The sequence below is a fragment of the Nocardia gamkensis NBRC 108242 genome, assembly GCF_001612985.1.
Classification (GTDB): domain Bacteria; phylum Actinomycetota; class Actinomycetes; order Mycobacteriales; family Mycobacteriaceae; genus Nocardia; species Nocardia gamkensis.
Map to the genome: position 1 here is coordinate 15,661 of NZ_BDBM01000038.1, position 20,194 is coordinate 35,854.

At 67.5% G+C, this 20,194-nt stretch carries 15 protein-coding genes; all 15 read left to right on the top strand.

Annotated features, from left to right (window positions below):
* The first annotated feature begins 133 nt into the window (after positions 1-133).
* The 15 genes from eccA to NG1_RS26075 all read left to right on the top strand — a co-directional run bounded on the left by eccA (position 134) and on the right by NG1_RS26075 (position 20,052).
* Positions 134-1,894: a type VII secretion AAA-ATPase EccA gene (gene eccA / locus NG1_RS26005; RefSeq protein ID WP_062975024.1), complete on the top strand. Its 1,761-nt coding sequence runs from the start codon at positions 134-136 to the stop codon at positions 1,892-1,894.
* A 122-nt stretch (positions 1,895-2,016) separates the two neighbouring features.
* Positions 2,017-3,552, top strand: coding sequence for a type VII secretion protein EccB (gene eccB, locus NG1_RS26010; RefSeq protein WP_245660059.1), 1,536 nt, complete (start codon positions 2,017-2,019; stop codon positions 3,550-3,552).
* Positions 3,552-7,556: a type VII secretion protein EccCa gene (gene eccCa, locus NG1_RS26015; RefSeq protein WP_062975027.1), complete on the top strand. Its 4,005-nt coding sequence runs from the start codon at positions 3,552-3,554 to the stop codon at positions 7,554-7,556. Before eccB ends, eccCa begins: the two co-directional genes overlap by 1 nt.
* Before the next feature lie 395 nt (positions 7,557-7,951).
* Complete coding sequence (locus tag NG1_RS26020) at positions 7,952-8,260, top strand: WXG100 family type VII secretion target (protein WP_062975029.1); 309 nt, start codon at positions 7,952-7,954, stop codon at positions 8,258-8,260.
* 43 nt (positions 8,261-8,303) lie between these two features.
* Positions 8,304-8,609: a hypothetical protein gene (locus tag NG1_RS26025; RefSeq protein WP_062975031.1), complete on the top strand. Its 306-nt coding sequence runs from the start codon at positions 8,304-8,306 to the stop codon at positions 8,607-8,609.
* A gap of 412 nt (positions 8,610-9,021) precedes the next feature.
* Complete coding sequence (locus tag NG1_RS26030; RefSeq protein ID WP_062975033.1) at positions 9,022-9,333, top strand: PE domain-containing protein; 312 nt, start codon at positions 9,022-9,024, stop codon at positions 9,331-9,333.
* Positions 9,334-9,363: 30 nt separating this feature from the next.
* A complete protein-coding gene (locus NG1_RS26035; protein ID WP_084499195.1) occupies positions 9,364-10,719 on the top strand; it encodes a PPE domain-containing protein in 1,356 nt (451 codons plus the stop codon).
* A 59-nt stretch (positions 10,720-10,778) separates the two neighbouring features.
* On the top strand, positions 10,779-11,609 hold the full coding sequence (locus NG1_RS26040) for an ESX secretion-associated protein EspG (protein WP_062975083.1): 831 nt from the start codon (positions 10,779-10,781) through the stop codon (positions 11,607-11,609).
* A 34-nt stretch (positions 11,610-11,643) separates the two neighbouring features.
* Positions 11,644-13,224 carry a MinD/ParA family ATP-binding protein gene (locus tag NG1_RS35010; protein WP_062975037.1) on the top strand — a complete coding sequence of 527 codons (1,581 nt, stop codon included), beginning with the start codon at positions 11,644-11,646 and terminating at the stop codon, positions 13,222-13,224.
* A gap of 46 nt (positions 13,225-13,270) precedes the next feature.
* Entirely contained in the window at positions 13,271-14,794 is a 1,524-nt protein-coding gene (gene eccD / locus NG1_RS26050) for a type VII secretion integral membrane protein EccD (RefSeq protein ID WP_062975039.1), read from the top strand.
* Positions 14,794-16,152: a type VII secretion-associated serine protease mycosin gene (mycP, locus tag NG1_RS26055; protein ID WP_062975041.1), complete on the top strand. Its 1,359-nt coding sequence runs from the start codon at positions 14,794-14,796 to the stop codon at positions 16,150-16,152. Before eccD ends, mycP begins: the two co-directional genes overlap by 1 nt.
* Positions 16,149-17,870 (top strand): type VII secretion protein EccE, encoded by a 1,722-nt coding sequence (eccE, locus tag NG1_RS26060; protein ID WP_084499196.1) that lies wholly within the window; start codon positions 16,149-16,151, stop codon positions 17,868-17,870. The genes mycP and eccE overlap by 4 nt, the downstream gene beginning before the upstream one ends.
* A gap of 16 nt (positions 17,871-17,886) precedes the next feature.
* On the top strand, positions 17,887-18,240 hold the full coding sequence (locus tag NG1_RS26065; protein WP_062975043.1) for a helix-turn-helix domain-containing protein: 354 nt from the start codon (positions 17,887-17,889) through the stop codon (positions 18,238-18,240).
* A gap of 77 nt (positions 18,241-18,317) precedes the next feature.
* Complete coding sequence (locus NG1_RS26070) at positions 18,318-19,370, top strand: discoidin/SUN/FTP domain-containing protein (protein WP_157114234.1); 1,053 nt, start codon at positions 18,318-18,320, stop codon at positions 19,368-19,370.
* A gap of 1 nt (position 19,371) precedes the next feature.
* Positions 19,372-20,052 (top strand): hypothetical protein, encoded by a 681-nt coding sequence (locus tag NG1_RS26075; protein WP_062975047.1) that lies wholly within the window; start codon positions 19,372-19,374, stop codon positions 20,050-20,052.
* Positions 20,053-20,194: the final 142 nt, after the last annotated feature.

Sequence of the window (20,194 nt, forward strand, 5' to 3'; positions counted from 1 at the left end):
TTCAAAATTGGCATGTGATTGCCGCGGCGAGCGGCGCTGCCAGTCTTCCCATCATTGGGAAGTTGCCGAGTCCGGAGCGTGACCGCCGGAATCTATCGTTCGAGCAGGCTAGATCGGCGGAAGGGAAGTCCGAGTGTCAGCGGCCGAGGACGCGTTCTACACGGGTGTTCAGAATCTTGGGTTGGTCGCCGGTGGCCTGCGCAACGAGCAGCATGCGGCGGCGGCGTTTCGGGCCGCCACCGATCTCGACCCGGACATGTGCGACGCCTGGCTGGGCCGCGCCATGGCGGGGGAGGTCACCTCGGAGGTGATCTACGGCGCCTACCGCTCGGTGCACAATCTCTACCGCGACCAGCAGCGGGCCGGGCTGGTCGATCGCGCGCTGTGGTGCCAGGTCGAGATCGGCATGTACGGACTGCGCGTCGCCATGGCCGACCGCGATCAGATCGCCATCGCGCAGGCGTGCTCGTATGCCGAAGGCGGTGAATGGCAGGAAGCCGCGGCGATTCTCGACGAGGTCCCCCGCGACGACGTCTCCGACTTCGTGCGCATGTCGCTGTACTTCCGGACCAAGCAATGGCCGGAGGTGCTCGCCCTGCGCACCGCGCGACCGTCGCTGGAGGACGGCCTCCTCGACATCGCCGCCGAATTGATGACCGCCCAGTCGCTGGCGCACCTGGGCCGCTTCGGCGAGGCCATGCCGCGCGCGCAGCGGATCGTGGAGGACAGCTCCTCGGGCAGTCTGTCCTACATCTGGGCCGACGCGCACTTCCTGCTCGGCATGCTGATGCGGCACAACGGCGATCACGACGCCGCCGAGAAGGTCCTCAAGGGGCTCCAGGGTTCGGCGCTGTGGCCCGAACGCGAGGAATGGCAGCGCGCGGTGCGGGACAAGTCGTACCGATTCGAGGTCGCCACCGCGGAACTCATCGCGTCCCGGACCAACAGGTGGGACCCGAAGACGGGTGACGATCCGCGCGAAGCGGCCGCCACCGCGGCGCGGGCGGAGCGCGAGAGTCTCCTCACGGAGGCCTCGGACCTGTTGCAGGCGCAGATCGGCATGGATTCGGTCAAGGAACAGGTCGACCGGCTCAAGTCCGGCGTGCTGATGGACCAGGTGCGCGCCAAGCGCGGGCTCGCCGTGGATTCGAAGTCGCAGCACCTGATCTTCTCGGGTCCGCCCGGCACCGGCAAGACGACCATCGCCCGCGTGATCGCCAAGATCTTCGCAGGCCTGGGTGTCGTGGAGAACGCCGACGTGATCGAGGTGTCGCGCAACGACATGGTCGGCACCCACTTGGGCCATACGGCGCCCAAGACCAACGCGCTGATCGACTCGGCGCTCGGCGGTGTGCTCTTCATCGACGAGGCGTACACGCTGATCCAGGAAGGTCTCTCCGGCGGCGACGCGTTCGGTAAGGAAGCGGTGGACACGCTGCTGGCGCGGATGGAGAACGATAGGGACAAGCTCGTGGTGATCATCGCCGGATACGAGGACCAGATCGATCGGTTCCTCGCGTCCAACGACGGCCTCGCCTCGCGATTCACCAAGCGCATCCGTTTCGCCAGCTACGGCGCCGACGAGTTGGTGCAGATCGCCGAGCACATCGCGCGGAACAAGGACTCCATCCTGTCCGAGCAGGCACGTGAGGTGCTGCGCCTGCGCTGCGAGGAGTTGGCGGGGCAGACCAAGAACGGACGGCGGCTGATCGATCTGGCCGGTAACGGCCGGTTCGTGCGCAACGTGGTCGAGGCCGCCGAAGCCGAGCGCGACTACCGCTTCACCAGGGAGAACGCCGACATCGCCGCGATGACCGACGAAGAGCTCATGACGATCGACGCGTTCGACGTCAGCGCGGCGCTGGAGGGCTTGGCGCCGAGCACGCGAGTGTGAGGCGTCCGCTGATCCGATTCCCAGCGTTGGGAATAGGGGTCGTATTCATGCTGTGACCGCTGGTTACGGTGTGGTTGGCAGGGCGGCGGAAGGAACGAGAACCGGTGGCGCGCTTCCGGGTTGTGACGAAACACCAGATTTCCGGCTGGCGTTTTCTGCTGCGCCGGATAGAGCACGCGCTGGTTCGTCGAGACGCGTCGATGATCGATGATCCGCAACGTGGTCGATCGACCGCCTTGTCCATCGGCATCGCGCTCGCGTGCGTGCTCATCGCGGGCGCCGCCGTGCTGGCCTTCTTCAAACCCGCCAAGAAGGTCGGGGACTCGAAGATCGTGGCGGAGAAGGACACCGGCGCGCTGTTCGTGCGGTTGAACAACCGGCTGTTCCCGGCACTGAATCTCACCTCGGCACGGCTGATCGTCGGTTCTCCCGACAAGCCCGTGCAGGTCTCACGGGACGAGCTGTCGAAGTACCCGCGCGGGCCGTGGGTCGGCATTCCCGGTGCGCCCGGCAGCATCGTCGACACCGACGAGAGGGATTCGTCGTGGACGGTCTGTGACACGGCGCGAACCGGTGCGGCCGCGCCGGTCAACCCCTCGACCGGCCTGCCGACCTTGAGCCGCTCCGCGGTGCGGACCACGGCGATCGGCGGTCCGCTGACCGTGGACGGCGACGCCAACCGCCCGCTGGGTGACGGTGAGGCCCGTCTGCTGCGCGACGACACCACGACCTGGCTGGTGTACGGCGATGCCGAGAAGGGCGTGGTACGCGCCGCGATCGACCTCGCGAGCACCGCGGTGGCCATGGCGCTCGGCATCGACTCGACCGCTCCGGTGGTGGCGGCTTCCAAGGGCCTGGTCAACGCGATTCCGGAGGCCCCTCCGCTGCGTGTGCCCGACGTGCCGGGTAAGGGCGAGTCGATCACGCTGAACAACGGATTCACCACGCCGGTCGGGTCGGTACTCACCGTGTCGGCGCCGGATCAGGGGGCTTCGTACTATCTCGTCTCGCAGACCGGGCTGGTGCGGATCAGCACCGTGTTGGCGGCGATGGTCCGGAACGCGGACTCGCAAGGTTCGGTGTCCACTCGCGCGGTAGGGCCCGACGTGATCGCGGCGAATCTGCGCCCCGGACAGTGGCCGGGCACCGCGTCCTACCCGGTCCGTCCGATTCGTCTGGTCGATCCGGAACGGTCCGGCGTGACCTGCTTGCACTGGGCGCGCACCGGAAGCGATCCGAACGCGACCACGCAACTGTTGGTGGGCAGGCAATTGCCGCTCACGAAAGACGAGCAGGGGCGCGCGGTGGACCTGGTGACCTCCGCCGCGTCGCGCGGCACCACCGCCGACGCGGCGTACCTGCCGAGAGACACCGGCCGTTTCGTGCAGGTCACCGGCGCCGAAGCGGGGTCTCCGCTGCGGGAATCGCTCTACTGGGTCTCCGACAGCGGCGTCCGCTACGGCATCATCGCCGATCCGAGCAGCAGCGGCGGTACCGATCCCTCCCTGATCGCCCTCGGGCTGCGGGCTCCGGTCCCGGCGCCGTGGAGCATCATCTCCCTGTTCGCGGTCGGACCCGCTCTGTCCCAGAAGGAAGCTCGCATTCAGCACGACGGAATTCCGAACAACAAGATCGTTGCCGGGCTGGGTGGTTCGTAGTGACCAGCACTCGCCGATTCGTCCGGCCCGCCCGGACGGTGCGCGGTCCGAAGGCCCCCGCCGTGACGGAGTTGCGGCTGCAACCGCCGACCGAGCTGCCCAAGCCGGTTCCGGCATCGCGGCTTCGGATGATCATGCCCGTGGTCATGGTGGCGGCCATGTGCGGGATGATGGTCATGATGTTCCGCGGCGGCGGAACCATGAACCCGATGATGCTGATGTTCCCGGCCATGATGCTGGTGTCGATGTTCGGCATGATGGGCGGCGCGCTCGGGGGCAACTCCGGCGGCGCGGCGAGCCTCAACGAGGAACGCAAGGACTACCTGCGCAGCCTCACCGACAACCGTAAGACGGTGCACGCGGCGGAAGCCGAACTGTATGCCTTCCTGCGCTACACCCACCCCGGTCCCGACGAGATCGCCCGGCTGATCGGCGGCAAGCGGATGTGGGAGGTGCAGGTCGCGAGTCCGCAGTTCCTGCGGGTGCGAGTCGGCCGTGGGCGCATCGCCAACCAGGTGCGCGTCATCGTCCCCGAAGCCGCGCCCACCTCCGATCTGGACCCGGTCGGCGTCGTCGAACTGACCCGTTTCGCCAAGGCGTACTCCACGGTCGGTGGCATGCCCGTCGCGATCAATCTGCTGTCCGCGCCGCAGGTCGGCATCGACGGTGACCCGCAGCTGGTGACCGGCTTGATCCGCGCGATGATCGCCGAGGTCGCGGTGCTGCACGGTCCGGACCAGGTGGCGGTCGCGGCAGTGCTGTCGGATCCGGACGCGCCGGAATGGGCGTGGCTGAAATGGCTGCCGCACACCCAGCATCCGAACGAGACCGACGCCATCGGCTCCAGCCGGATGGTGTACCGCACCGTCGCGGAGCTGCGCACCAAGGTGCTCGCGGGGCTCAATCGCGGTCCGTTCTCGGCGAATTCGCAACCCACTCTGGATCGAACGCACTACCTGCTGATCGTCGACGTCGCCGGACCCGCGAGCGACCGCGACATCTCCGGCATCGATGGCTGCACGTGGCTGCGGCTGGGGGCCTCGGAGCAGAATCTCCCGCGCGCCCTGCGCTTCACCGTCACCGAGGACCGCTCGCTGAACGAGGTGTCCCCGCGCGGGGTGCGGCGCGTCGGAGTGGCCGATTCGCTGTCCGTGGCGGCCATGACGTCGATGGCGCGCAGTCTTTCGCCGTACCGGTTGTCCACCGTGGTGGAGGCGGTTGCCGCCGAGCAGGCCAGCGGAGGCACGTCTTGGGAGGAGATGGTCGGCGTCGCCGACCCCGGCGCTATTCGCGTCGAGCAGGTGTGGATCCGGCGTCGCGACGAGGACCGGGCACGTCTCAACATTCCGTTCGGTCACGACCCGGCCGGCGGTGTCGTCTATCTCGATATCAAGGAATCGGCCGAAGAAGGCATGGGCCCGCACGGCATGTGCATCGGCGCGACCGGATCGGGTAAGTCCGAATTCCTCCGTACGCTGGTGCTTTCGGCGGTCTCGACACATTCGCCGGATGTCTTGAACCTGCTTCTCGTCGACTTCAAAGGCGGCGCGACCTTCCTCGGATTCGACCGGCTGTCGCACGTGACGGCCGTGGTGACGAACATGGAAGAAGAAGCCGACCTCGTCACCCGTATGGAAGACGTGATCAACGGCGAAATGGCGCGGCGGCAACGCATTCTGCGTGACGCGGGCAATTTCGCCAGCGTCGCCGACTACGAGCGCGCCAGGGAGCAGGGTGCGGATCTGCGTCCGTTGCCAACGCTGTTGATCATCCTCGACGAATTCGCCGAATTGCTCGAGCAGTACCCGAACTTCTCGAAGCTCTTCGTAGCCATCGGCCGACTGGGCCGATCGCTGCGCATCCACCTGCTGCTCGCGTCGCAGAAAGTGCCGGCCAACCGGATGGGTGAGCTGGAAGCGCACCTTTCCTACCGCATCGCGCTGCGCACCAATCAGACCAGTGACTCCCGCGACGCGATCGGCACCGCGGACGCCTATCACCTGCCGAAGAAGCCGGGTGCGGGTTATCTGCGGGTCGGCTCCGGCGACCTCCAGCGGTTCCAGGCCGCGTACGTGGGCGAGAAATACTCTCCCCCCGCGCAGGTGTCGGCGGCCTCCGCGCAACGCGCGCGACGGCCCGGTGGCGGATACCGGCCGCCGCAACGCTTCACCGCCGGGCATATCGCCGACACTCGGCCCGCGGTGGTCGAGCCGGTGGTCGTGCAGCAAGCGACCGAGGCCGCCGACAGTGAGTCGATCACCGTGATGGAAGCGGTGCTGCAGCAGCTGGCCCGGCACGGAAATCCCGCTCACAAGATGTGGCTGCCGCCGCTGGTCACGCCGCCCACCTTGGAGCGGATGATTCGCGCCGTGCCCCAAGGAGCGTTGCAGATGCCGTTGGCGCTGGTGGACAAGCCGCGTCAACAGCGTCAGGACGTTTGGTCGGTCGACATGTCCGGCGGTGGTGGGCACATGGCCATCGTCGGCGGTACGCAGTCCGGCAAATCGACGGCGCTGCAGTCGTTCATCCTGTCCGCGGCCCTGACCCATACTCCCGAACAGGTGCAGTTCTACTGCCTGGACTTCTCCGGCGGCGGCTTGTCGTCGTTGGCGAATCTCCCGCACGTGGGATCGGTCGCCGCTGCCCGCGACGGTGACCGAATCCGGCGCACGATCGCGTTGGTGACGAACCTGCTCGAGAGCAGGCAGTCGTTGTTCGCCGAGTTCGGTATCGACACCATCCGGAAGTTCCGCACGGTGCGTGACGGGCCGGGTGGAGCGCCCTGGCTCGACCGTGATCCCTACGGCGATGTTTTCCTGGTCATCGACGGATGGGACGTCGGGTTCGGTACGAACGGCCCGTACTACGACGAGTACACCCCGGTGATGGAATCCCTCGCTCTGCAGGGTTTGAACTACGGCATTCACTTGGTGGTGAGCAGTTCACGCTGGATCGCTATTCGCCCCGCGATCAAGGACCTGATGCAGACTCGCCTCGAGATGCGTCTGGGCGACCTGGCCGACACGACCTTCAATGTCCACCGCGCTGTGGTCGCGGCGATCCCTGCCAATCGGCCCGGCCGCTGCATATCGACCGACGGCCTGCACATGCTCACGGCGTTGCCGCGCATCGACGGGGTCGGAGAATCGGACTCGGCCGCAGAGGGCCTCGCCGCCGCGAGCGCCGAAGTCGCCCAACGCTATGCCGGCCGGCGCGCGCCGCAGGTCAAACTGCTTCCTCCCCGCGTGGGCATGGACGAAGTGCGTGTGGGTTGGCCTGCGCCGCAAACGCTCGCTCAGCGTCTGATCGTGCCGTTCGGTCTCCGGGAATCCGATCTGCGGCCCGCGACGATCGATTTCAGTGTCTCCACGCACTTCATCGTGCTCGGCTCGACCGGGTCCGGCAAGTCCACCACCTTGGCCGCGATGCTGGAGTCCATTCGGCGCCAGTTCGACCCCTCACAGGCCCGCGTGCTGCTGATCGACTATCGCAGGCGGCATCTGGAGACGGTGCCGCAGGAGATGCTCATCGGGCACGTGACCAACGAACGCGACGCGCGCGATGCGCTACCGGCGCTGGTGGAGAAGATGCGTTCGCGGCGCCCACCGGAGAACGTGACCCCTCGGCAGCTCGCGGAGCGGTCGTGGTGGACCGGGCCCGAGGTTTTCGTCGTGATCGACGACTATCACATGATCGCGCAGCGTGGCGCTCTGAACCCTCTGGAGCCCCTGAAGGACATCATCGTCGACGGCCGCGACACCGGCTTGCACGTGATCGCCGCACGAAATATCGCCCAGGCGGATACCGCGCTGTACGACAACGTGATCGGCCAGATGAAGAACCTCAACTCCTCGGGACTGATCATGGACGGCTCGAAGCTCGACGGTGTGCTGATCGGTGACGTCCGAGCTACCAAACAACCGCCCGGCCGGGGAATCTTGGTGGAGCCCATGAACTCTCGCCGTGATCTCGTCCAGGTGGCCTGGGTACCCCAGCAGATCTGACTTCGAGCGTCCATCCCAAGGTTGGGAATAAATTACCGTTTTCCTTAGCAGCCGCTCGTTCCGAGCTGGTAGTCGCGTTCGATTGGAGTCTCACCATGGCACTCCCGGATCTCGGCAACGCGCCGCCGGAGGTGTGTCGGCACAGGTCTGCCCGTGCGACGCCATCGCGAATGAGGCGGACGCCACCGGAACGACAGGAAATCCGAGATCCAGCGGCGGTGTTCGTTCCCGGAGGAAGCCAGGAGGTGCCGGTACTGGAGAAACCCCCTGTAATCGGTGTGGTCGATGACGTCGATGGCCCGACCCGCGCATCGACGATTCCGACGCACACGCTGTCAACGTCCTCGGCGAATCCGTCCGAGGCAAGGTAAACGCCTTATAGGATAGGAACAGATATGCCCATCGGCTACACCGGCGACCCGTCCGAAATCAATGCCGTCGCCAAGAAGTTCTTCACGCACGCCGACACCTTCAAGAACCACATGGGTATTCTCGAGGGCATCAAGATGGAGTACGCGCCCGCCGTCCAGGGCGCGACCGGAAATGCCATCCAGCAGGCGATGCAGGGCGCTCTCGACAAGGGCGGAAAGCTGCACGCAACCTTCATGGAGATCGTCGACGCGCTGAACACCTCGGGCGCGACATTCGACAGTCAGGACCAGGAGAACGCGTCGCAGGTCAACAAATACAACCTCAATTTCTGATGCCTGATCTGCAGCAGAAAATAATAGGGAAAGGTTTCGGAAAATGGCTTTGAAGAACGATTACGATGCCGTAGAGGGTCTGGTCATCCGCACCGACAAGGTGCTCGGCGACATGACCGTCGACGCGGGGGAGCGGGACACGCTGGCGAAACTGCTCGCGCAGAATTTTCAGGGTGACGCCGGTACCTCCAACGGCGACCTGCAGACTCGCGTCAAGCAGCAGATCGACCAGTACAACGAGGCCCTGATGCAGCTGAAGGCCGCCACCAAGGGCGTGTCCGGCATCGACGGCCAGTTCCGTGTGGTGGATCAGGGCCAGGCCTCGCGGTTCTCGCAGATCGGGCTCTAGCGACCGCATGGTTCGAATCGCCATTCCGGCTCGGACCGATCGCGAGCCGGTCTGGTGACGGTCGATCCAGCGCCGTCTCGAGCGCCCGGTTGATGCCGAACGCTCGAGACGATACCGGTCAACCAATATTCGCTGTCGCCCTCGACGTGTTCGTTCACCCGGACATCGTCGAGGGCGATCGCATGTCGGGGGATGCCATTCGACCAGGGGGAGGGTCGGCAAGTCGTGTCACGTGACGTTCAGTCGGTGTGTGGGAGTGGTTCTTTCACGGGCGGCGATGATGCGGCCGGGCGCACTCGATGCGCAGCGAATCGCTATCCCCACGACTGGGAATAGCTTAACGTTCTGATTGCACCGCTCGATGTCGATGTACTACTCGCCAAGAGTGGGTACTGGTTGTTAGGAGACTTCCATGCATCTCGCTGTCGATTGGGATCATCTCCCGGTTATCGCTTCCCAGCTCGGCATCAGCGCGGAGGACATGATGCTGATGCTCGGCGCGGCGGCTCCCCTCGCTGTCCCGGCCCCTCCGGGTGCCGATGACGTGAGCGCGCTCATCCCCATCGCGTGCGCCAAGCAAGCGGCAATGTTCTTCCCCACCACGGCAAATGGAATCGCCTTGGGAACCGATGGCGCGGTCGCTCTACCGGAAGTAGGCGCCGCCTTCGCTGCCGGTGACGTGACCGGCCATGGCCAGGTGCTCAGTAGAGCAGCCGCGTTCTAGGCGCGGATAGCGCGAGCGAAAGCTGACGAGATGCTTGCTGTGGTACTCGGCGCGCTGGGGCCGGAGGGGATCATCGCTCCTGTGCTCGCCGGCGATGGGGTCGCCACGACGCGGGCGACCGCGAAGGCTTATACGGCTATGGCCACGCGATTGAATGCCGCCGCCGCCAACACCGACAGTTCGATGCTCCAGATGAGCGGCACTTTCCAAGCGCTCACCGCCGACCAGGCACAGGCGGCCTTCCGCAAACATGCTGCATGGTTGCGTGAGCAGGCGGCAGTGGCTGAGGCAACCGGCCAGTTGCTGGACCGAGCGGCTGATATCTCGACCGCGGCGAAAGCCGCGATGGCGGTGCTCGCCGCCAAGGCCGCCCAGGTCCGGATACAGGAAGGTATCGCGCTCGGCGGCGGCTTCGGCCCGTTGAGTGGTGCGGCCCTCCTCGAAGCCGAAGCCGAGTTGCTGGCACTCAGAGGGGCGGCCCTGGGGGTAATGGCCGGTTACGCCGGGGCGCTGGTGCCCACACTGGCCGCGCTGCCGCCACCGATCGAGGCGCCACCGATTGTGACCGGCGGCCCAGGGCCAGGGCCGGGGCCGCAGACGGAATACGTGTCTTACGACAATCCGACCGACTACAACGGTAGCGACTTCACCAAGACCGATATCTCTTCAACTTCTACGGGCGACGGGCCGACCGGATCGGACAACAGCACCGGATCGGGCGGTGATCAGAATCCCACCGACACAACCCAACCCACCGATCCGACCCAGCCGACGGATCCGACACAGCCAGCGGATCCGACCCAGCCGCTGGACCCCGCCACCAATACCGAGCAGTTGTCGCCGGACCCGAATGCCAATGGCTGGTCCTCCGGCGATTCCGGAATGAACGGCATGGGAGAGGGAGCCACGGACTCCTGGCTCTATGGCACGTCGCAGAACTCACCGACGTTGGCCGCGTTGAGCGGTGGGGCTGGGAGCCTCGTCGCGCTGAATATGGCTCGCGGCGGTCTCGGATCGATGCCGGGCGCTTCGACCGGATTCCGGATGCCCGCCAGCTGGAATCCGGGAGCCGGGAGGGCATTCGGTGCCTTGCCGCAACAAGGGGCGTCCGGACCGATGGGCAGGAAGGGCCCGCCGCGCGGTGCGGTCGCGCCCAAGGCGCGAATGCGACGACGACGCGACGACGAGAAGAGGTCGTCGAAGGTATTCGTACCGGGCGAACCCCAGGATGTTCCGGTGCTCGAGCAACCTCCTGTCATCGGGGTCATCGAGTACGAGGATCATGACAGCCGAGACGAGCCGATGCCCGAATCGGTACTGGCGGTCGGCATCATCGAGCGAAATGAAGACGAATCCGTGCTCGCCTCCTCCGAACCTCCCCGGTGAAGCGTTCGGAGGTCGACTATCCGGTCGAAGGAGATGATCACAGTGCATTCGGGGAAGGTGTGGAAGACGATCCGGTCGCAATCGACCTGAATGTCGATGCCGCCCTGCTGTTACAGCATCTGGTCGGGATCGAGTCCTATCCGCCGGTGTTGGCGCTCCTGCCGAATGTTTACCGCATCGAGGATCTGGATCGGGTGCATGCCGTAGTTACCGCGCAGCTCACCGAAGTGGGCGTGCTCGAGGACGGACGCGTGCACCCGGTCGTCGAGCATTGGTTGCGGTGTCTGTACCGCCCGGACGTGGAAATGGCGGTACGGATCCTGGACACCGGTTTGGATGGCGAGCGGAAAGGAATGCTGCGGATGTCACTGGTGCGCACTGGCGAGACCCATGTGCTGGCGGTGCGCTCCGACGACCATGTCGTCATCCAGTCGGTGTTCCAGCAGGACGATCAGCTCGACATCTTGCCTGCTGCCGTCCTGGCCGCGCTCGGTCCGGCGCCGGTGTTGCAGTTCGAGCCGGTCGCCGCGACGGTGGAGCAATTCGGCGAGATTCCCGATGACCAGGACGAACGGCGGCGCGCCCTGGTAGAACTCGGGGCGGAACCGCATGCCGCCGCAGTACTGAGCCGGGTGCTGGACGAGGTGGTCCGCCGGGCTGAGGTGGTGATCATCGAGCACCACGACGGCAGCTCTGCGCAGGCCGTCTCCAGCGTGAACGTGGTGGATACGCTGTCAGGGCGATTCATCGTGACTCCGAGCGTCGCGATGGACGGACGGAAGTGGGCGAGATACGCCCCCGGCGACGATGCGGCCTTGCGGTCGGGCATCGGGGCGCTCATCGACCTGTTGCCGGGTCGAAGTTGGTTCGACACAAGCAGACTGAACTGAACGTCGGACCGTGGTTGTGGAGAGGACGACGGAGATGAACCGAGCACCGAGCATCAACGGTCATTCGGCCGAATCCGCGCGCGCTCGCGGCGGTTATGACGCGTACTTCGCACCGACGAACGAGCTGACCGACGCGGCCGTCGCGCCGGGTCCCGCCCCCGAGGCCCGGCAGGACGCCGAGAAGTTCTCCCACGCCGACCCCGTGATCGGTCCGCCGCGTGAGCCGCAGGCGTCCGCCGGGGAATCCGAACCCCGTCCTACGCAGCATGCGGCGGTGACGCCGCCACCGAGCGCGAGCACGCCGCCACGGCAGGCGAATGCGCAAATGGCGCAGCCGAGCACGCCGCCGCAGGCGAATGTGCCCCCACCGCAGCCGAGCGCGCCTCCACCGCCCGCGAGCACGCCTCCGCCGGACTACTCCGTAGCGCCTCCCGCGGCACCGCAGGCGGCGCAGAATCATTCGGCACACGAGCAGTCCGCCGAGCAGTACCGCGCGGAGCAGGCGGCCGCCCGGGTGTCTCAGGCAATCGCGCGGACCAATGCCGCATCCGCGAACGAGGAGTGGCAGTCCGGATCCGCGACGCCCTGGGTCCCCGAACGCGTCGACCACTCGGCGTACGAGCCGACCCCGCGGATCGAGGTGCTGCCCGCCGCGCTCAGCTCGATCGACCTGCTCGCCGACATCTCCGCCGCGAAGCGGGCGCAGCTGCGTTCCAGCTCCGGCATGCGCGGCGCGCTCAACAAGGTCGGCTTCAATCTGGGGCTTTCGCCGGCTGAGCAGCGCGCCGAGGACCGTAAGACGCGCATTCGGCGCCAGCTCACCACGACCTATCAGATCGCGGTGATCAGCGTGAAGGGCGGCGTCGGGCGCACCACCACCGCGGCGACGCTCGGCTCGACCTTCGCGGGCCTGCGCCCGGACCGGGTGGTCGCGATCGATGCCAACCCGGACTTCGGGGATCTCTCCACCCGCACCTGCAGGCATCCGTACGGCCTGACCCTGCGCGATCTGGCGCAGGCACAGAACCTGGACGCGTTCTCCGCGGTGCAGTCGTTCACCTCGATCAATTCTTCGGACCTCGCCGTGATCGCTTCGCCGTGGTCCACCGAGGCCACCGAGGCGCTGTCCGGCCGCGAATACAGCACCGCCGTGGAAACCCTGCGCAAGCACTTCAATCTGCTGGTGGTGGACTGCGGGACAGGCGTGCTCGATTCGGCGACGGCGACGGTGCTGCAAACCAGCGACGCCGTCGTGGTCGTCACCCCGGCCACCGTCGGCGGCGTGACCGGCGCTGTGGCCACCTTGAACTGGCTCAGTTCGCACGGCTTGCAACACCTGATCGCGAAGTCGATCGTCGGCATCGTGCATCACCAGCCGTTGAAGCCGACCGTCGACGTGGACGCGATCGAGAAGCTGTTCGAAACCGCGCAGCGCCCCACCTGCGTGCTGCCCTACGACGCGCATCTGGCCGAAGGCGGCGAGATCGACCTGCGGCTGTTGGAGAAGGAGACCGTGCTCGCGTTCGAGGAGCTGGCCGCCTGGCTGGCCGATGGATTCCCCGGATACCTCTCCAGTGGCGCCGACAACCACGGTGACCGCGGAGGGTGGCGATGAGCGAGCCGAGCGTCAGCGAGGCGGAGGCAGTCAGCGAGGCGGAGGCATGAGCACTGCCGTCGCGCCCGCGCCTGCCGGGACGCAGCCGTCGGCGGAGGTCGCACGGGCGCGGATCGCAGTGATGGTCTCCACGTATCAGGTCGATGTGGTGGTGCCGACCAAGTTCACCATCGAGACGTTCATCGATGACCTGCTGGTCGTACTGGCCTCGGCCATCGATGACGAGAGCGTCGATTTCACCCCGCCGCAGGGCCAGTGGAGCCTGGCCCGCCCGGGCGAGGCGCCGATTCCGCGCTGGCGCAGCCTCGCCGACCACGACGTCACCGACGGCACCGTGCTGATGCTGTCGGTCGTCGAATCGGCGGAGGTCTTCACGCCGGTGGTCGAGGACATCACCGACGCGCTCGCCCTGATCAACGAGCGCGAGTTCGCCGAGTTCGACTCGAACACCGCCGCCATCGTCGGGCTGACCGTCCTCGGCATCGGCGCCTCGGCGGTGGCCGCCATGCTGACCTGGTCGTGGACGATGACCGGTTCGACCTTGTGGTGCGGACTGCCCGCCCTGCTGCTCGGCGGGCTTTGCTGGGCAGCCGCCGCGCAGGCCCATCGGCGCGATGCCGCGGCGAAGCTCCCCCTCGGCTTGACGTTGACCGCGACGCCGCTGCTGTTCGCCGGAGGCGCGATGCTGGTGCCGCCCCCCTACGACCAGCCCGGCCCGCTCACCGCGGCCAATCTGGCGGCCGGAGCGGTGGTCGCGGCGGTAGCCGCCGCCACCATGATGCGGTTGAGCAAGATGGGCATCGCCACCCTGATGGCGGTGACGGTGCTCGGCATCATGCTCACCATCGCGGCGTTGCCGGTGACCTACGCGGATCTGTCCGTCGGGCAGGTCGCGGGCGGCACGGTGTTCGTCGCGATCGTGCTGCTGACCGCGGCGCCGCGCTTGGCCGTGGTCATCGCCCGCATCCGGCCGCCGGATCTGCCGGACCCGGGCAACGAGGTCTCGCCGACCACGCTGACCGATATCTTCGACGCGGAGACGGTGCGCGAAGGCGACGAGCACACCGCGGTCGGTGAGCAGCAGCGCAACGCCGCCGAGGCAGGTATCGAGGGCCGCGCCCGACTGGCGGTGACCAGCCTGCGCGGTCTGATGGCCGCGATCTCCACCGTGCTCGCGGTCGCCGCGGTGATCGCGGCCGCGGCCAGTCCGGGCGGCATCCGGGAGATCGTCATGGCCGCCGCGATCGGCGGCCTGCTCGCGATGCGCGCACGCTGGCACCCGGATCGGGTGCAGGCGATCGCGCTGGTCGCCGGATCCGTGGTCACCGTCTGCGGCGTCGGCTTCGTCCTGGTGGGCGCGTACGAGAGCCCGGCCGCGCGTCTCGTGGTCGGTCTCGCGGTGGCGTCGGCGGCTTGTCTCGCCTGCGTCGCGGCGCTGCGGCTGCCGGGCAAACGGCTGTCGCCGGTCACCCGCCGTGTCATCGACCTGGTGGAATACGCGCTGATCCTGGTGGTTCCGGTGATCGCCTTCTGGATCATGGGCGTCTACACCGCGATGCGAGGGATCTGATGAAGGTCGGCAGTGCCGCTGTGGCGGTTCTCGCCGGGGTGATGCTGGCCGTCCCCGCCGCTCCCGCGGTGGCGCTGGAGCCGCCCCAGGTCGTGGTCGGCGCGCCGCCCGCGGACGACCCGCCGGGGCCCGAGCAGCCGATGAAGCAGGACAAGGGCTGCCTGGCCGCGGGTGCGCTGCCCGACAGCGACCTCACCCGCACTCCGCCCGCGGAACTCGCGCTGGATCTGCGCCGCGCCAAGGCGCTGAGCCGGGGCGCGGGAGTGACCGTCGCCGTCATCGACACGGGAGTGCAGCCGCACCCGCGCCTGCCCAACCTGGTCGGCGGGGGCGATTATCTCGCCGCGGGTGGCGACGGACTGTCCGACTGCGACGCGCACGGCACGCTGGTCGCCGGAATCATCGGGGCCACTCCCGATCCAGGAGATGGATTTACCGGCGTGGCGCCGGAAGCCCGGATCATCTCCATCCGAACCCGCTCCGGTGCGTTCAGTCCCGAACGGCCGAGCTCTGATCCGAGCCAGCGGACCGCCATCGAGATCCGGACGCTGGCCCGGGCGATCACGCGCGCCGCGAACCAAGGCGCCGGTGTGATCACCGTGTCGCTGCCCGTCTGCCTCCCGGTGGACGCTCAGGTGGACCAGTCCATGCTGTCGGCGGCCATCGGCCATGCCGTCCATGTGCGCGGCGCGCTCATCGTGGCGGGCGCGGGCAACGCCGGGGGCGGAGCCAATTGCGCGCAGAATCCGGATATCGACCCGACGCGGCCCGCGGACCCGCGGAACTGGCGCGACGTGAAGACCATTTCCACGCCCGGCTGGTTCGGCGCCGACGTGCTCACCGTGGGATTCACCACCGCGACCGGCGCCCCGATGCAGGATTCGCTCACCGGGCCGTGGGTTTCGGTCGCCGCCCCCGGCACCGGCATCGAATCGCTCGGCCCCAGTGGCGGTGGCCTGATCAACGGCGTCGGTGAACCGGACAAACTCGTGCCGGTCGGCGGCGCGTCGTTCGCCGCGGCCTACGTCAGCGGTGTGGCCGCGCTGCTGCGGTCGCGCTTCCCCAACGAGACTCCGCGCGAGATCGCCGCCCGCCTGCAAGCCAGCGCGCACGCGCCGGCGCGCGGCATCGACAACGTGGTGGGCGCGGGCGTGATCGACCCGCTCGCCGCCCTGAGCTACCGCACTCCGCCGCAGCAGCCCACGGGCCTGTTCCGGTCCGCGGAACTGCCCGTGCCCCCTCCACCGCGCCCGAAGGATCTGCGGCCCGCGATCACCGCGAGCGTGGTCATCCTCGCCGCGGTGCTGCTCGGCCTCGTCGGCAGTCACATGAACTCCGTGATGCGGAGGCGCCGGTGAGTTTTCCGAGCGTACGGGTCGCCGGCGTCGAGCGTGGTCCGTTCGCCGCCTTCGTGTTCGTCGGCAGCCCGCTCCTGGTCGGGCTGTCGGCCAAGACGCCGTGGTGGGTGAGCGCGGTGGTGGTCACGGTCCTGGTCGTGACGGTGACCGTCCGGGTCAACGAACGGACCCCTGTTCGCTGGCTGCTCGACTGGGCGGCCTACCGGAAAGGCCGGACCGCCCGGGCGCGTGAACGCACGCAGGTCGCCGGGATCCGGGACGTGCAGGTGGCCGCCGGCGTGTGCGGCGTCAACGAGGCGGGCAGCACGCTGATCGCGATGATCCAGCTCGCGCCGAATCTCGACCTGCCCACCGTCATCGCCGAGCGAACCCTGTACACCGAGGACACCATCTCGGTCGACATGCTGTTCCCGATGCTGGATCAGTTCGGCATCGCGGTGGACATCGACATCGTCACCACCGGGCAGCGGGTCCGCTCCACCGGCAGCTACAGCATGCTCTACGACCAGCTGATCGGGACCCACCCGGTGGTCGGGGACCGGCTCACCTGGCTGGTTGTCCGGCTCGATCAGGAACGCAACCTGGCGGCGCTGAGCAAGCGCGGTCCGTGCGCGGTGGTCGCCCCCAAAGCGCTGGCCAGCGCCACGCACCGGATCGCGAGCCGCCTGCGCGAGCGGGGTATCGCCGCGCACGCGCTGCCCGCCGCGGCCTTGCGGGACGCGACGCGCCTGCTGCACGCCGGCGTCGAACTGTCCGACCTCCGGGAAACATGGAGCAATCTGGAGTCGTCGGTGCCGGGCCGTTGTGTGACGAGCTTCCTGATCGACTGGACCCGGCTGGGCGGGGAGACCCTCGACGACTGCTGGACCTGGAACCGCGGCCGCACCACTCTCGTGGTGAGCTTGACCGACGACACCGGGGGGCCGCGCGCCATCGTCCGGTTCATCGGCCCTGCGGTCACCACCGAGCCGCCGGACTATCTGCGGCTACTGCGCGGCGACCAGTCCAACGCCCTACTGGCGTCGTTGCCGACCGGCTCCTCCATCCGAGCGCTGCGCGGCTTCGAGTCCGGCGCCGACATCGCACCGGAGGAACTCGTCGCCGATCTGGCCATCGCGATCGGCCCGAACGGGCAGATCCTCGGCGCGATCAGCGGCCAGCCGCGCCACACTCTCGCGCTGCCGCTGTTCGATCCGGCCCGGTTCAACCCGCGCAGGCGCACCATCGATGTGCACGCCAGGTTGCCCGTCGCCCAGCAGATCATCCTGCGGGCGATGGTGGTCGGCGCGGACGTGGAGATCCATTCGGCGCGTCCGGACAGCTGGCGCCAACTGGTGAGCGCGGTCGGCGATCCGCGGTCCATGCGCTTGGCCGATCCGGGTGACGGGCATACCGGCGCGCAAACCACCGAGGCGGAGACACCGGCCACCATCGCGGTCTTCGATCACCTGCCGCCGCGTGCGTCGAGCGCGCACACGACGGTCACCATCAGCGAGCCCGGCGGTCCGCGCAGGCGTGCGGTCGATCTCGCGATCAACCAGGTCAGCGCGACCGCGGTGGACGTGAGCATTCCGATGCGCACGGTGCGTGTCGAGCTGATCGAGCCGAGAGGCGAAACACGATATTTCGAAACCGTCGACGGACCGCCCGCGCACAACGCGGGAGTATCGGGACCCGTGGTTGCACCTCCGCAACCCGGTGGCCGTCGCGTGAGCTGATGGGAGCGGTCGGTTAATGTCTATCACCGTGGTAGCGGACACCCATTCCGATGGCGGCGATCTGATTCATCAGGACGCCGGGGACGCGCTAACCCCCAGACAGGCCGCGGCGGCGATCTTCTCCAGCCGGTTGTCGGAGCTGATCGCCGAATCCGTGGTCTCGACCGAGGACGGATCGACGCGGTCGCTGACGCTCTACTCGCTGGCGCAGCATCTGGAGTTGGCCTACCCGGACGTGCCGGTGTCGCAGTCCGGCCTGTACCGGCTGATCCACGGTGACGCGATCCCGCGGCTGGATTTGGTGATCGCGCTGGCCCGGGTGTTCGACGTGCCGCCGGAGTACTTCGTGACCGAGGAGAAGAAGCGCTGACCCGACCGGTCGGCTGTTCTCTCCAGCGGGAATAGCGCCGCCTCGGCGGCCGGTTCGGTCCGGATACGATCCGGACCATGCCCGCCGAGGACCCGGGAGATGTTTTTCTCCGTCATCGAGGTGCGGTCCTCGACGCCTTGCTCTCCGATTCTTCGTTCGGGTCTTCCGCCGCGCCGTCGACCGGTGGCATGGAGCTCAGCGGCAGTACCGAGCACAGCGACAGCGTCGACTTCTCCACCGCGTCGCTCGGGTTGCCCGACCTCGACTCGGAGCCGCAGCAGGTCGCGCCGCGGCGTCGGACCGGTGACGGCCCGAAGGCGAGCGAGCGAATCCTCGCGCTGCTGAACGGGCAGGCACAGGAATCGGCTCCGGCGATGGAACTGGGGAACGACTACTCCTCGGTCGCCGCCCGGTCGAACGTGCAGGCCGAACCGGAACCGGAACCCTCGCGCGCATCCGCCGCACCGTCCGAGCGGCTCGCGCCGGTGCAGCAGATGGCCAGGGACGTGCTCGTCCAGCTGCGCAAACCCAGGGTCGCGCTGATCGTCGCCGCCGTGGTCGCCGTACTGCTGGTGCTGCTGCTGGTCACCACCGGCGGCCAGGAGAAGAACACGGCGAACGATCAGCTTCTGGTCGTCACACCGCCGCCGACCTCGGCGGCGCCCTCGACCTCGGCCGCGCCGCCTGCGAGTTCGATCATCCAGCCGAAGTCCGCGACGTCGAAATGCCCGCCCGGCAGCACGTCGCCGATGGACGCTTTCGGCGGCCAGACGGGCAAGGCGTGGTCGTGCGTGCGCGCCTACAAGGTCGACGGCCAGGTCATCACCATCGACCTGGGCAAGACCTATCAGATCGACTCGATCGGCATCGTGCCCGGCTGGGATCACATCAGCGCCGACGGCACCGATCAGTGGGCGAAATACCGCACGGTGAGCCGGGTTTCGTACCAGTTCGACGACGGCAACAAGACCGTCTACACGCAGCCGACCCTAGATCAACGGACCTTGGTGGTGACCAAGACCGAGCCAACGGTGAGCGCCTCGAAGATCGTGCTGACCGTCCTGGAGTCCAAGGGCGATCCGTCGATCAACACCACCGCGATCTCCTCCATCGTCATCACGGGGCGCTGAAGTGTCCACGCTGCCCGAACTGGTCTGCCAGTACTGCTCGCATCGCAACACCGGCGCGGATTCCCGCTGCGGGCACTGCGGAGCGCCGCTGCGCAGGGTCGTGGACACGGCGCGAACCGTCGCGGAGAAGCTGCCCACTCAGGTCGCCGAAGTGGCGGAGAAGGTCGGTGGTGAGGCGAAAAGCCTTGTGCACAAGGTCTATCCGCGCTGGCAGTGGTACACGGTCGGGGCGATCGCGCTGGTGATGGTGGTCGCCGCGGTTCTGGCGGTTCGGTCCTGTTCGCTGTCGCTGCCCTCGAATCTCCAGGGCACCGCGCCGGTCCGCGCCATGCCGGATCTGCTGCGCACGGCGGCGACCTGTCAGCCGCTGGATTCCGGCGGCCAGCGGGAGAAGTGCGTCATCGCCGCCACGGATCCGATGCTCTTCGGTGGTATCGCGGGCGGCCGGGACGTGACCTTCTACGCCGAGCTGGTTGCGCAGGATCGTTTGGCCGACAGCATTTCTCGATGGCGCGGCGCGGGCGGTTCCGCCCTCGTCGACGGACCCGTCTACGCCGCGATCGGTCCTTCGGCAACCGTCTGGTACGCGGATACCCGGACGGGTCTGCGATTGGAAACGGGTACCTTCGCCGGTCGAACCGGCGCCCAGACCTTCATGTCGCGGGCGGGACTGGTCCGCTGATCTGATCGCGCCTCTTCCGCCGGACCCCAGAAAATCCCTGATCCGGACGGCGTTACCCATGTCCGTCCTGGCGAATTATTGTTACACTGTTGATTGTGCCGTTATCCAGCGGTACGTTATGTGAAGTACGAAACACGTACGA